This is a genomic window from Calditrichota bacterium, from assembly GCA_013151735.1.
In the GTDB taxonomy this organism is placed as follows: domain Bacteria; phylum Zhuqueibacterota; class JdFR-76; order JdFR-76; family BMS3Abin05; genus BMS3Abin05.
In genome coordinates, this window is the sequence record JAADHR010000174.1 from 1 (window position 1) to 12,095 (window position 12,095).

Consider the following 12,095-nt stretch of genomic DNA (forward strand, 5'->3'; position numbering starts at 1 on the left):
TGCTGCGGAAGAATTTCAGAAAGAACCGACACCTGAAAAATTCGATGACAAATCACCTGCTCGGAAATCCCTGATTGTGAAGGAACGGTCGGGTATCCCAAAAATTGTTTTCAGGATCATTTTTCAGATAATTTCCTGACATGAATGGCCCCGTTAATAGTGGTTAATTGAACACGTGAATGCCCTTTTCCGAAACGGCCTTTCATCTTGTGACGGGAGATTTTCCCGGTGAATACGATCGGAAAATCCGATTCAATCGAGCCGTTGATCGTTTTAAGCTCAATATGTCCGCCCGTTGTTCCGGGGAGTTCTGCCGTGATGGAACCGTTAATGGTTTTTAAAACAAGTGTGTTCAAATGGTTTCCATTCAGAATCCGGGCCTTGATGCTGCCATTCACGGTTTCGGCGGAAATATCCCCGCTCACGCCATTCAAAACAATCCGCCCGTTGGTTCCTTTTGCGTCAATTTCACCCGTTGCGCCAGCGATTCGTGTGGAACCATTTACCGAGGACGATTCGATGTTGCTTTTCCGGGGAACCCAGAGGTGAAAATTAATCGTTGCATGAACCCGGGATCCGGTTCCAAAAATCCAGTCGAAGAAATTCCAGCCCTCACCGGTGTGTTTCGGGAAAATGGGTTTAACGGTCAGAAAATCGTTCCCGGCCTCAAATTCGATTTTGAAGGCCTTAAGATATTCCTGTGCCTTTTCCCTGGAGGAGGCCCGAATGATCTTTTCTGCAGCCACTTTTACCGAATCCTTGTCCCAGGCCTCAATTTGAATCTCTCCATTAATGTTTGAGATCGAAAGGTCTCCGTTGGGTGCCAATGGGAAGAGGCGCACCGTTGTTTCTTTTAATTTCACCTCTGCCTGACTGGCTGCAACAGTCAGAAGCATGATGAAGATTACCGTCAGAAATGTAAGGATTTTAGATGATTTCATTGAGATCTCCTTCCTCTATGGTTTGATTGAGTCCAAAAATATCCCGATAGGCTACGGCGAGACTTCCCACAAACCAGGGGAATACAAAAATAAGTCCAATTCCGAAAAACATCATTCCTACCAAATACAAAATCCATTTTAAAAGAATATATCCGCTGAATTCAAACAAAAAGGATTTTGTCACGTTTTTACTGGCCATCATGGCTTCCCAGAAGCCCATTTTTTTCTCCAGAATAAGCGGATATGTAAAAATAAAAAGAGCCTCAATTAACAGGCCCGGAAGGATGAAAAAGACATAGCCTATCATGGAAAAAGTCATCAATAGAATGCCGGCAATAACAGCCGGAACGTACACATTAAATCCCTGCAAAAAGGTGGCAAAATTGGCGTGCCCTGTGCGCATGATCTCAAAAAAAAGGGCGTAAAATCCAACCAGTAACGGCCCCTGCAGCAGCAGCCAGAAAAGGGAAAGGGAGTGGTTTTCCCGGGATGATGAGTTCATGGTGGCCATAAGAATAAAGTAGAGTAAGGAAGCCAGAAGCAGAATCCCGGGTTCCTGTTTGAAGAGCATCCAGCTTTCCCGCAGCCATTTCTGAATGGAAACGGAGGTAATGGTCGGTGCCTTTTCCATAAAATCCTCTCTAATTATTGATGATGTCAAATGCAAGGCTTCGCACAAATTGGCCATCCAGGAAAAGGGAAACCAGCCATTCCCCGGCCGTGGCGCTTGAAGAGGTTTCAATATAAAAATACGTGATCTGATGATTTTCCTGGGTATCAAACGACAGGGTTTGCCGATGCTGTTCCTCGCCGTTGGGATCGTACCAGTAAACCGATACCGTGTGTTTTCCCTTCACATTTGCCCAGTGAACCCAGAGGTAAACCGAATAACCTGCCGGGAAATCGGTGGCAATGCCTACCGGATGATTGTTTTCGTCCAGAGAGGAACACAAAAGGCTTTCAATGATGTAGGGCTGATTCGAATCGGGGGCGGTCACGTCTCCGCCACCGGAATTAATCTGGGTGCAGGAAATCAGTCCCACAAGAACGAAAAGTGCAAAAGAAAGAAGCGCCTTTCTTGAAATGATTGTCATGCTTGAAACTCTCCGCATAAATGCTCGTTAAGGGTTTATCCCCGGGGTTTGCTCTGGGGCGAATCACCCAATTTATTGAACGGCCTTCGGATGCGTTCGCTGTTTTCGGGATGCGGCCTTCAAATGGGTTGTTCCCTTTTTTAATAGCTCTGAAAGCCGGAAATGCCACACGGCCCGGCGCGGGGCAATTTGATACGAAGCATTTGTCGAATCAATCGGAGACGGCATCTGAACCTCAAACCGGACCTTAATCTTTTGGGTCATATCCCTTTTAAAAGCCAGTCGAATACCGGAATCGAAAAGGGTGCTCCCCTGAATCCAATCCTTCGAAGTCATGTGAACAATTTGTTCATAAGTCAATTGATTCCCGTTATTTATCAGCCGATATTCCTGATTTTTGAACTGTCGCAATGCGTTTAAATCGGAGATGTTTTGAAAAGAGAACCTGGCGAATACCCTGATTGAATGACTTCTCCTGTCAATTCTCAGGCTGTCCAGATGGACGGTGCGCGAGGTGTAATTCTTTTGAATGATTCTTTGAATTTCGTAAGGCTGGGTCGGAAACCGCGGATCACCTACCTCCAGAAGCTTATTAATGGGGGCGCGGTATTGAACGTCCAGCGTACCGGAACCGTCGGGATAAAGAACAATTCTTTGTGAATAGTCAAAACAACCGGTCAAAAGTCCCAAAGAAAGTGCGAGTACTATCAAACCCAATCGACGGATTGGCTGTTTCAAAGAATCTCCTCCTCCAAAGAATGAGAATTGAATCGCCAGAATGAAATCAGTTAAACGGTGTCACGAAACCATTTTTGTCCCGGATTCTGAAAATCGCAAAAAAGCCCTGTTTGGTCTTTGTTTTTCGAATCTGAGCTTCCGTTCCCCCATAGGTGCTTTATTCAGACGTTTTGCAGCGGCAGCCGGTTTACTCTTTTTCAATTTGAATATCGCCTTCCTGAGTATGGAGGCTAATGTTTCCATTGCCACCATTTAACTCGGTTTGACAGGCCATGCCATCGTCTTGTTTTTTAATGGGAAAATCAAAATCGGACGAAATCGTCCCCTCGTTGGTAAACATATTTAACTTGGCTGAAAGCGATTCCGGTATCACCAGTAACATATCCCCCTCATCGGTTTGAATGCGCCACACGGGTTCCTTTTGGGACGATACAACGGCCTCTACATCTCCCTGGTTCGTGGAAATGTCAAGAGTGTGTACGGCGGTATTCACGATGTAGACATCTCCGTCGTCTGTTTCTCCGGAAATCTTCTCGAATCTGCTGTGTTTAATGACGATTTGTCCGTCGTCACTTTCAAAAAACAGTCGGCTCAACGATTTTTTTCCCGATTGAATTTGGCTGATCCGCATATTGCCGTCATCAGATGACAGGGAGAGAGTTCCTGAAGAACAGTTTCGGATTTTTATGGTCCCGTCGTCTGTTTTGGCCTGGATCTCTCCAGCGACGTTTCGAATGGTTATGTCCCCGTCATCCGTTTTTAGGTTTAGACGTGTTTTTGGAGGAACGGTTAGGATATAGTCCACTTCGATTCGAAGGGATCGGTTTTTCCAGAAATCCGGTGAAAAAATATCGAAAAGAGAAAAATTTCTATTCGGACTGTTTTCTTCTATTTGAATTCGATCAAATTGCTGCCGGATATCGATCGTAATCGCGTTCAGTATAGTCCGGGCTTTTGCCTGCGATGCCGCATAGACCCGCTTCGTGATTTTGAGGGAAAGTTCCTGTGTTTTCCCGCCGGTGACAAAAACGTGACCGTCACCGGCCTTTAAAATGAGTTTGCCTCCATTTTTGAATGGAAAGGTCCTGGTAAATGTTTGTGTCTTTTCGGCGGATTGCAGCGGTAAAATCGCTGCACAAAGAAGGAAGACCAATATAAATCCCGGAATAAATCGTTTCATGGGAAAAATTCTCCTTCGGTTACTCCCAGTCAATATTCAAAGCGCCCAACCCCGGTGAAATTCTGAGGTAGAGAAGATTCTTTGCGTTTTTTACGTCGCCATGGATATAAATGCCTCCATGCTGTTCAAACTCATCAGGAATTTCGGACTGGGACAGAAACAGAAATTTGCTGATTCTCAGCTTGATCGGGCGATCTTCCGGCAGGGTCAAATTTGTTTCTCCAATTTTTACATCTACGGTAACATCCTGGGAGAAATCAATCTTTTTGCTTCCGCTCAGATCGATGGAAAGTTCGCCGATCGCCGTACTGATTTCCGCTGTTTGAAACCCCGCATTTCCCAATTTTTGCAGGTCCAATTCACCGATTTTTCCGTCGATACTCAAATCATCCATCTGTATCGGATTGGGCTCTCGGAATCGAATGTTGGCTGTACCGGCTGCCAGGCGCAGATCAACATTTTCGATGGACAATCCTCCGAGATCGAAATTAATTTCGCCTGCCTTGCAGGTGCTGTTTAGCTCGATGGGAACTCCAAGTGGGAAATAAACAGTGCACGTGCCGCTGTCTTCATCATTCTTAAAACCCTTGGTCCATCCTTCAACATCAACCGAAACATAAAGGTGGTTGCTGCTGGAATCGAAGTCGGCATCCACATCCATTTTTTCGGGATTGTAAGTGATGTCCACAATAATTTGCCTGGAGTCTGGATTGGGCCGGATGCGAAAATCAGAAGAGATATCGATGTCCAACCGGGCAACCAGTAATTTATTGGACGTAACGTCAAAGACGTATTTTTTTGATTTTGTTTGCCTTGCCAGAACAAGATTAGGCAGCAAAAACACGAGCAGAAGACCTGCGCTGTAGAAAGCCGTTCTTTTTCTCATAGCCAGTATTCCCTTCGATTGATGGTCTCATTTCGCCTTGGACGGTATGCTACAAAATGGACTAAAAGGGCTGCCGCAGGCGAAATGTAATGCGCATGGCATTAAAACCGCGGTCGGTACGCTTTGCAAAATTGAGTCGTATCCGGCCGTCGGAATTTGCAAGTGCGATGCCCACATCTGAGGCAAAATCCCTGTAGGTTAAATCCGCAAATTCCTTTTCTGATCGGTTCCAGGCCGTGCCTGCATCTGCAAAAAGAATCAGGTTGAAGGCATCCAGAAGCGGGATGTCCGGTTTCCAGTTGATTTCATCCCAGTTTAAAAAATACTCCAGATTGGCCAGGGCCATCCGTGTTCCCCTGAAAGATTTGTACCGGTAGCCGCGCAGGGTGCTGATTCCGCCAAAGCTAAACCACTTCTGAACGGGCAGATCGCCGCGGGAATCGCCTAATCGAAGGCGGAATCGAAGCACCTCACCATCCGAAATCGGTTGGTAGCGGCGAAGGTCCAAAATATATCGTTGGTAATGGAAATCGCTTGTGAAATCATCTGGAAAATATTCGGCCAGGGCCTGCAGGTACCAGCCCCGTTCCGGCGCCCGCCGGCTGTCTCGTGTATCAAAGATAAGCTGCCCCTTCAGACCTCGGAAGCTGCCGTCCTGAATGGGCGGATTTTCGCGAAACGTTTTGTGTCCTCCCAAAAGGGCCCAATCGGTTCGCCGCTGAAGGGAGGAGTGATGTTCTTCGTAATAACCGGCCTTTACTTTCAGTGCCCTAAAAAAGTTTTGCTTGATGTAACCGCCATATCCTTGTAACCGGTAGAAATCCATAAAATCTTCATGCAGAAAAAAAGCGGCCAGGGAGTTTTCAAAACCGGCTGAAATAATCCATTCGTCTTCCGAAAAGGTTTCATCGTAAATCTCAAACCCGGGCGCAAAGCGAAAACGCTTTCCAAAAAAGCCGCGCTCAAGGCCAAATTCATATTGAATTCTCTTGCTTTCTGTGCCGTAGGCCAGCATGGTTTGAATGGCCACCCCCGATCCCAACGAACGATAGCGTGATACATCGTAACGAAAATGAAAGAGAAAACCATCCACCCGGTTGTAATACAGGCGATAATTAAAGGAATTCTTTGATACAAAATGACGTCTGTGATGATGGCGGCGTGACGTGTGCCGGGAAGCCAAGGGGTCATTGACGGAATAGGCCACGGACGTTAAATGGGGTGAGGAACCGACGCCCTTGAATCCGATTTCAGCCCGGGCGGAGCGAGAAGCGGGTAAAAAAATACCGGTTATAAGAAATGAAAAGAGAATGGGTACTGTTTTTGCAATCATGGGATGGCCTCCATGCATCTGTTTTATCTGCGTGAACTTTCAATTAAGAATACGGCGAATTGGCCGAGATGTTACAAAAATGTGGAGCGCAATTCGTGAGGGGGGCAACGGGCATGAGATAATCAAAAGGGACAAATGAACCGTTTGTTTTCCAAAAGCAGAAAGCTCAGGGTGCGGATACGGGTGTTCAGGGCGTGTGCAGACCAATCGGGACAATAAGGAGAAAACGGCCAATTTATTTTCCTACCGTTTGAACCGGGTACTAAAGCTGACAACGATGAGCAGAAAGGGAAGGACAATATTCACGAGAATAATCCAGTCCAAGGCATGAACATGCGGACGGTAGTAATCGATTAGGTTGACGGTCACACCCAAAATGCCGGCATAGAAGCTGTCCTGTACGCCGCGCACAGCCCGGTAAAAACTCATTCCAAGAACAAAGACATAAGCCAGAAGCATGTACAGGAAGCCGGTACTGTGTGTTAAAAAATAGGCCGCCACATTCAAAAGAATTAGAATGGCCAGAATGGCTTGAATAGTTCGCAATACAACAGTGGAAATGGGTTTCATGGGTAGTCTCTTAAGTTTATTCGACGACAAAGAAAGATCGTTTTACTTTCAGAAAAGGGTTGCCTGTAATGGGCTGATTATTTCCATCCAGCAGCTCCACGGTCAAATGGTGTTCCCCGATACGCCGGGCATTTTCCCAGAAGATCGGTTTTTCGGTGTAAACATCGTATGCCAGGCCGTCCAGAATGTAGTGCAAATGAGCCCCCCCTTTTTGCAGCGTGATGTTTTTCACCAGAAAATCGAATTCAATCCGATTACTCAACCAGCCCTTGTAATAGCCTGAGTGAGGCAGGTTAAGCGTAAGAATGGGTTTGTTGGGGTCGAAAAGGGGTTTTTCGGTTTTCTTCTTCACATAAAAATTAACCAGTGCAAACGCTTCGGGATTTTTCAGGCTCTCACCCGAGGGTTGGGTCAGAACAATCCGAATCGCGTGGGCCCCGGGGCGCACGTTTGTAAAGGTGTAGGGTTCCACCGATTTCTCGTAGGAAACGTAAGGGTTGTTATCCAGGAAAAGATGAAGGTGCGTTCCCCCCTCGTAGGCCACAAAATTACGGAGTTTGAACGTAACCCTGACATCGTTATCCGGCAGAATCTGGCCTTCTGTGGGAGTTAATATCGTAATGCCAGGCGGCCCGTTAAATGTGTGTTCGGGCTGGGATTTTTGACACCCGGCCAAAAGCAGCAATCCGAGGATGAGCGTGGAGATCGAAGAAATTCGACATGGTTTCATCCGGAAATCCCTTTTCTGAAACGTTGTAAAAATAGACGACAGCATTTTTAAAATATTGATTGTTGGCGACAAAATCAAGTGTTTTGATGAAAAAATTAATCCGGTACCCGATAAAAAAAGTGAAATTTTTATTGATTTTTAATGGATTTAAACATAAATTTTAAAAATTATGGGAAGAATTGCGGAAAATTTAAAGATTGTTCGCGGGCGAATCGAAGCCGCTTGCGCGCGTTCTGGAAGAAATCCGGAAGAACTTACGCTGGTAGCCGTGACAAAAACCGTTTCTCCGGTGCACATGAACGAAGCCATTGAGGCAGGGGTAACACATATCGGCGAAAATCGGGTGCAGGAAGCGCGTGAAAAATTCCCGAATGTGAGGCCGGTCACCTGGCATTTAATCGGACACTTACAAACAAACAAAGTAAAACATGCCCTGAGGATATTCCAGTGGATTCAGTCGGTGGATAGTTTCCGGCTGGCTGAAAAAATAGAGCAGGAAGCATCCAGACTGGGGAAAACCATTCCCGTTCTTTTGGAAGTCAAAACCTCGCCGGAAGAAACAAAATATGGCGTACCCGTTCCGGAAACGCTGGAACTGGTTCAAAAAATCGCTGTCTTTACCCATCTCCGGATCAGGGGACTCATGACCATTGCCCCCTTTACAGACGAGGAAAAGCTGATTCGGGAAAGCTTTCAAACCCTGCGGCGCCTGCGGGAAGAAATCAATCGTGCGAAAATTGCAGGCGTGGAAATGGAACATCTCTCCATGGGAATGTCGCATGATTTTGAAATGGCTATTGAAGAGGGTGCAACCATGGTGCGAATTGGCACCGCCATTTTTGGCCCCCGAAATTAAGTCATAAAAAAGGTACGTTGAACAGCGTTTTGTTGATCGGAAAATTGTTATTATAATGAGGAGATTTAGATGTTCATTATTCGGAATTTACTGCTGGCATCGGCGAAAATCCTGGATATCGCCATTTCCATTTACATCTGGGTGATTATTATTCAGGCCATTCTTTCCTGGGTGCATCCCGATCCCCGTAGCCCTTTGGTGCGATTTCTTTACAACATTACGGAGCCTGTTTTGGCGCCGATCCGGCGATTTTTGCCCGCGATGGGAATTGATTTATCTCCTCTCGTGGCTCTTTTGGCTCTGTATTTTCTGCAAATCTTTCTGGTACGCAGTTTATTTGATTTAGCAAATGCCCTTTAAAGGGCAGGGAGGAATTCTCTTGAGGCTTACACCATTAGACATTAAAAAACAAGAATTTCGAAAGACCATGCGTGGGTTTGATCCCATGGAGGTCGAAACCTTTCTCGAGATGGTTGCGGACGAGTACGAAGAATTGCTCAAAGAGCGCAACCGGCTGAAAGAAGACGTCACCATGCTTCAAACTCAGCTAAAAGATTACCAGCAGGTCGAGCACACATTGAAAGAAACCCTGATGAATGCTCAGGAGTCCATCAAGCGGGCGCGGGCCAACTCCGAAAAAGAGGGAGAGATGATTATCCGGGAGGCGGAACTGAAGGCGGATGAAATTATCGGAAAGGCCTACAAAGAATTAGAGAAAATGAAAAATGAACTGATGCTTATAAAATCCCAAAAGGATTCGTTCACAAGTAAGTTGAAGCATTTGATCCAATCCCAATTGGAATTAATTGAAATTCTGGAAAAGGACGATTTTGTGTGGCCGGGCGAAACATCCCGGAAACCGACGAATGGAACGACTAACCCATCGTCAAAAGGGACCAGTCAGGGTCGATCCAATCCCGCTTCAGAAGCGGGTTCGGCTCCTCAAAAATCCGTTTCAGATCAATTTATCATTTAAAAAAATCAGGAAGAAGCCCCATGAAAAAACTTGCATTATCTCTCGGTTTATTTGTGTTTCTGATGGTCAATCTGCAGTGTGCCAAAACAATTCCGGTAGCCTTCGATGCGGCCAACTCGAATCAGGAGGTGAAAATTCACCTGAAATCCGGGAAAACGATTCTTGGAGTAATCACAAAAAAGGAGGCTCAGCAGCTTACAATTTTGGATGAAAAAACGGGATCGAAACGCATTTTGAAAAAAACGGCGATTGCCTCGATAGAGAAGCTGCCCGCTGTATATGACGAGGCGGGGAATGTGATTTCACGCGCTGAAATTGCACAGGCCAGAAGGCATAAAAATTTCATTCTCTATTCGATCGGGGGATCGGCCTTAAGTTTTGGGGTCAGCCTTTTTGGCAGTTCTCTGGTATCCAGGGCATCTGACGAATCGTTTAAGGCCATTAACCCCATTTCGATAGGCGGGACTATTTTGGGTACGGCGGTTTTTTCTTATTTGGGTCACAGGCGCGATACAGGAATGGCGATTGAGACGATCAAGGATCGGCGGAAAAAAGAGGCCGAAGTCAAACTGAAAAAGGAATTGACGCACAAAAAACAGCTGGAATTGGAGATGAAACGCCTGAAAGCGGAAAAGGAAAAGGCGGAAAAGGAACGCCAAAAATTGTTAAAGGAACTGAAGAAAAAAGACAAGCCTGAATGAGGGGTTAAGGAGCAGAAGATGTCCGAATTAAAACAGCACATTCAGGAGGCCGTGGATTTCCTGAAAACCAGAGTAGATTTTTCACCGGAGGTTGGGATTATTTTGGGTACGGGGCTGGGGGGGCTGGCAGGGGAAATCCAGAAAAAGTCGGTTATCTCTTATGAAGAAATTCCGCATTTTCCGATTTCCACGGTGGAATTTCACGCGGGGAAGTTGATTTTCGGGAATCTTTCGGGGAAAAAAGTGATGGCCATGCAGGGACGGTTTCATTATTACGAAGGCTATACGATGAAACAAATTACCTTCCCGGTACGGGTCATGAAAGCTCTCGGCGCACACACGCTTCTGGTTTCAAATGCGGCGGGCGCACTCAATCCGCTTTTCAGCTTATCCGATATTATGTTGATTACCGATCACATCAATTTATTGGGTGACAACCCCCTGATTGGTGAAAATGATGAGTCGCTGGGGCCCCGTTTCCCGGATATGTCCGAGCCCTACACCAAATCGCTGATAGACCTGGCCGAGAAAGTGGCTTTGGAAAACGCGTTTTTTGTGAAGAAGGGGGTATTTGCTGCCATGACCGGTCCCAGCCTGGAAACCCGGGCGGAGTACCGCTTCTTACGCACGATTGGCGCTGACGCCGTTGGGATGTCAACGGTTCCCGAGGTTATCGTGGCCGTTCACAGCGGCATGAACGTACTGGGACTTTCGGTTCTCACGGATATGTGTTTGCCGGATGCCCTCGAGCCCGTCAACATCCAGAGGATATTGAAAGCGGCCTCCAACGCCGAACCGCGTTTAATTGCCCTGATGAAGGGGGTTGTGGGACGATTATAAAATTGCCTGCGCGATCTTTTTCCCCTCGCAGCTTAACATGGTCTGAAAGAACGTTTCTTCGGATACGCTGAAATACATAACATTGTTACGGTTCGATGCTCGCGAAAGCCTCCTCTGCTCAGAGGCCGAACCAGTAATTTTTCACTACCCGTAAAAAATATCCTGTATCCCTGCACATTGCCGCCGTATGAAGTGGTTCTGAATCAACATCATGAACGACCGGAACAAGATCTTGTTCCGGAAATGAGATTAAGAAGGAGGGAGAACCATGAAAAAGCGATATTTTTTTACTGCTGCGTTGTTTTTTTCCCTTGGATTCACCCTTGCCTGGAGTACACCAAAAACACAACCGCCCAAAACCGTTGGCGTCATTTTGTCCGGTTGCGGCGTGATGGACGGCGCCGAGATTAGCGAAGCCGTACTCACCCTGCTGGCGATTGACCAGGCCGGCGCCAAAGCCATCATCATGGCGCCTAATATTCCCCAGAAACAGGTTGTGAATCACCTCACCGGTAAGGTGATGCCCGGAGAAAAGCGGAACGTGCTGGTGGAAGCCGCACGCATTGCCCGGGGGAAAATCCGGGATGTGAAATCGGTTTCGGCAAAAGAGCTGGATGCCCTGATTTTGCCGGGTGGGTACGGTGTGGCAAAAAATCTCTGCGATTTTGCCTTTAAAGGGACCGACTGTTCGGTGAATCCGGATGTCCAAAAGTTGATTCTGGCCATGCATGCCGCGAAAAAACCTATGGGTTTTATCTGCATTTCACCTGTTCTGGCCGCCAAGGTGCTGGGAAAATTTCATCCCAAACTGACCATTGGATCGGATAAGAAAACAATGGAAGCCATCCGGAAATTAGGGGGCATTCCGGAGGTGCGCTCGGTAACCCAGATTTGCGTGGATGCCAAAAACAGGGTGGTTTCCACGCCGGCCTATATGCTGGGGCCCAATATTGCCCGCGTGGCAAAGGGGATCAAAAACCTGGTCAATCAGGTCCTGAAAATGACCCGCTAAATTCGGGTTGAAAGCGGGAGCGCCCGTGATTTTCCGGCAGGGAGCGCGGTCAAAAGTCTGGCGGAATAATTCCAAATTAACGCTATGGTGGATTTGCTCAATTATCGGCATAGGATGAATAGAGCTTGCCATCCCGTTTTTTGATTTTTAATACAATATTTTCAGTACACAAAAATAGGCTCTACAAAAATGTAAGGAGGTACCTGGTGAAAAGGGTAGGCTTTTTTCTACGGCGGGT

Annotated in this window: 15 protein-coding genes; 6 read left to right on the plus strand and 9 right to left on the minus strand. The window is 46.7% G+C overall.

Annotation, left to right across the window (positions count from 1 at the left end; all coding sequences use genetic code 11):
• Positions 1-116: 116 nt before the first annotated feature.
• From GXO76_12095 to GXO76_12135, 9 genes are all read right to left on the minus strand, one after another.
• Positions 117-941 carry a DUF4097 family beta strand repeat protein gene (locus GXO76_12095; protein ID NOY78600.1) on the minus strand — a complete coding sequence of 275 codons (825 nt, stop codon included), beginning with the start codon at positions 939-941 and terminating at the stop codon, positions 117-119.
• Positions 928-1,572: a hypothetical protein gene (locus GXO76_12100; protein ID NOY78601.1), complete on the minus strand. Its 645-nt coding sequence runs from the start codon at positions 1,570-1,572 to the stop codon at positions 928-930. The genes GXO76_12095 and GXO76_12100 overlap by 14 nt, the downstream gene beginning before the upstream one ends.
• Positions 1,573-1,582: 10 nt before the next feature.
• Positions 1,583-2,035, minus strand: a complete 453-nt coding sequence (locus GXO76_12105; GenBank protein ID NOY78602.1) for a hypothetical protein — start codon at positions 2,033-2,035, stop codon at positions 1,583-1,585.
• A 72-nt stretch (positions 2,036-2,107) separates the two neighbouring features.
• A complete protein-coding gene (locus tag GXO76_12110) occupies positions 2,108-2,773 on the minus strand; it encodes a hypothetical protein (protein ID NOY78603.1) in 666 nt (221 codons plus the stop codon).
• 187 nt (positions 2,774-2,960) lie between these two features.
• Positions 2,961-3,953, minus strand: a complete 993-nt coding sequence (locus GXO76_12115) for a DUF4097 domain-containing protein (GenBank protein ID NOY78604.1) — start codon at positions 3,951-3,953, stop codon at positions 2,961-2,963.
• Positions 3,954-3,972: 19 nt separating this feature from the next.
• Entirely contained in the window at positions 3,973-4,839 is an 867-nt protein-coding gene (locus GXO76_12120; protein NOY78605.1) for a DUF4097 domain-containing protein, read from the minus strand.
• Between the two features lie 61 nt (positions 4,840-4,900).
• Positions 4,901-6,172 carry a BamA/TamA family outer membrane protein gene (locus GXO76_12125; GenBank protein NOY78606.1) on the minus strand — a complete coding sequence of 424 codons (1,272 nt, stop codon included), beginning with the start codon at positions 6,170-6,172 and terminating at the stop codon, positions 4,901-4,903.
• Between the two features lie 243 nt (positions 6,173-6,415).
• The gene (locus GXO76_12130) at positions 6,416-6,742 is read right to left on the minus strand and encodes a hypothetical protein (protein NOY78607.1); all 327 of its coding nucleotides are present in this window, start codon (positions 6,740-6,742) and stop codon (positions 6,416-6,418) included.
• A gap of 16 nt (positions 6,743-6,758) precedes the next feature.
• Entirely contained in the window at positions 6,759-7,472 is a 714-nt protein-coding gene (locus GXO76_12135; GenBank protein ID NOY78608.1) for a hypothetical protein, read from the minus strand.
• A gap of 169 nt (positions 7,473-7,641) precedes the next feature.
• Between GXO76_12135 and GXO76_12140 the strand changes: the two genes are divergently transcribed.
• The 6 genes from GXO76_12140 to elbB all read left to right on the plus strand — a co-directional run bounded on the left by GXO76_12140 (position 7,642) and on the right by elbB (position 11,857).
• Positions 7,642-8,328, plus strand: coding sequence for a YggS family pyridoxal phosphate-dependent enzyme (locus GXO76_12140; protein ID NOY78609.1), 687 nt, complete (start codon positions 7,642-7,644; stop codon positions 8,326-8,328).
• Between the two features lie 69 nt (positions 8,329-8,397).
• A complete protein-coding gene (locus GXO76_12145) occupies positions 8,398-8,688 on the plus strand; it encodes a YggT family protein (GenBank protein NOY78610.1) in 291 nt (96 codons plus the stop codon).
• 19 nt (positions 8,689-8,707) lie between these two features.
• Positions 8,708-9,304 carry a DivIVA domain-containing protein gene (locus GXO76_12150; protein NOY78611.1) on the plus strand — a complete coding sequence of 199 codons (597 nt, stop codon included), beginning with the start codon at positions 8,708-8,710 and terminating at the stop codon, positions 9,302-9,304.
• 20 nt (positions 9,305-9,324) lie between these two features.
• Positions 9,325-10,005 (plus strand): hypothetical protein, encoded by a 681-nt coding sequence (locus GXO76_12155; protein ID NOY78612.1) that lies wholly within the window; start codon positions 9,325-9,327, stop codon positions 10,003-10,005.
• Positions 10,006-10,023: 18 nt separating this feature from the next.
• The gene (locus tag GXO76_12160) at positions 10,024-10,845 is read left to right on the plus strand and encodes a purine-nucleoside phosphorylase (GenBank protein ID NOY78613.1); all 822 of its coding nucleotides are present in this window, start codon (positions 10,024-10,026) and stop codon (positions 10,843-10,845) included.
• Positions 10,846-11,113: 268 nt separating this feature from the next.
• Positions 11,114-11,857, plus strand: coding sequence for an isoprenoid biosynthesis glyoxalase ElbB (gene elbB, locus GXO76_12165; GenBank protein NOY78614.1), 744 nt, complete (start codon positions 11,114-11,116; stop codon positions 11,855-11,857).
• Positions 11,858-12,095: the final 238 nt, after the last annotated feature.

Excerpts from the sequence above, each read along its gene's own strand:
- GXO76_12125 (NOY78606.1), bottom strand. The coding sequence starts at position 6,172 with ATGATTGCAAAAACAGTACCCATTCTCTTTTCATTTCTTATAACCGGT.
- GXO76_12135 (NOY78608.1), bottom strand. The coding sequence starts at position 7,472 with ATGAAACCATGTCGAATTTCTTCGATCTCCACGCTCATCCTCGGATTG.
- GXO76_12095 (NOY78600.1), bottom strand. The coding sequence starts at position 941 with ATGAAATCATCTAAAATCCTTACATTTCTGACGGTAATCTTCATCATG.
- GXO76_12155 (NOY78612.1), top strand. The coding sequence starts at position 9,325 with ATGAAAAAACTTGCATTATCTCTCGGTTTATTTGTGTTTCTGATGGTC.
- GXO76_12145 (NOY78610.1), top strand. The coding sequence starts at position 8,398 with ATGTTCATTATTCGGAATTTACTGCTGGCATCGGCGAAAATCCTGGAT.
- GXO76_12100 (NOY78601.1), bottom strand. The coding sequence starts at position 1,572 with ATGGAAAAGGCACCGACCATTACCTCCGTTTCCATTCAGAAATGGCTG.
- GXO76_12120 (NOY78605.1), bottom strand. The coding sequence starts at position 4,839 with ATGAGAAAAAGAACGGCTTTCTACAGCGCAGGTCTTCTGCTCGTGTTT.
- elbB (NOY78614.1), top strand. The coding sequence starts at position 11,114 with ATGAAAAAGCGATATTTTTTTACTGCTGCGTTGTTTTTTTCCCTTGGA.
- GXO76_12160 (NOY78613.1), top strand. The coding sequence starts at position 10,024 with ATGTCCGAATTAAAACAGCACATTCAGGAGGCCGTGGATTTCCTGAAA.
- GXO76_12115 (NOY78604.1), bottom strand. The coding sequence starts at position 3,953 with ATGAAACGATTTATTCCGGGATTTATATTGGTCTTCCTTCTTTGTGCA.
- GXO76_12140 (NOY78609.1), top strand. The coding sequence starts at position 7,642 with ATGGGAAGAATTGCGGAAAATTTAAAGATTGTTCGCGGGCGAATCGAA.
- GXO76_12105 (NOY78602.1), bottom strand. The coding sequence starts at position 2,035 with ATGACAATCATTTCAAGAAAGGCGCTTCTTTCTTTTGCACTTTTCGTT.
- GXO76_12130 (NOY78607.1), bottom strand. The coding sequence starts at position 6,742 with ATGAAACCCATTTCCACTGTTGTATTGCGAACTATTCAAGCCATTCTG.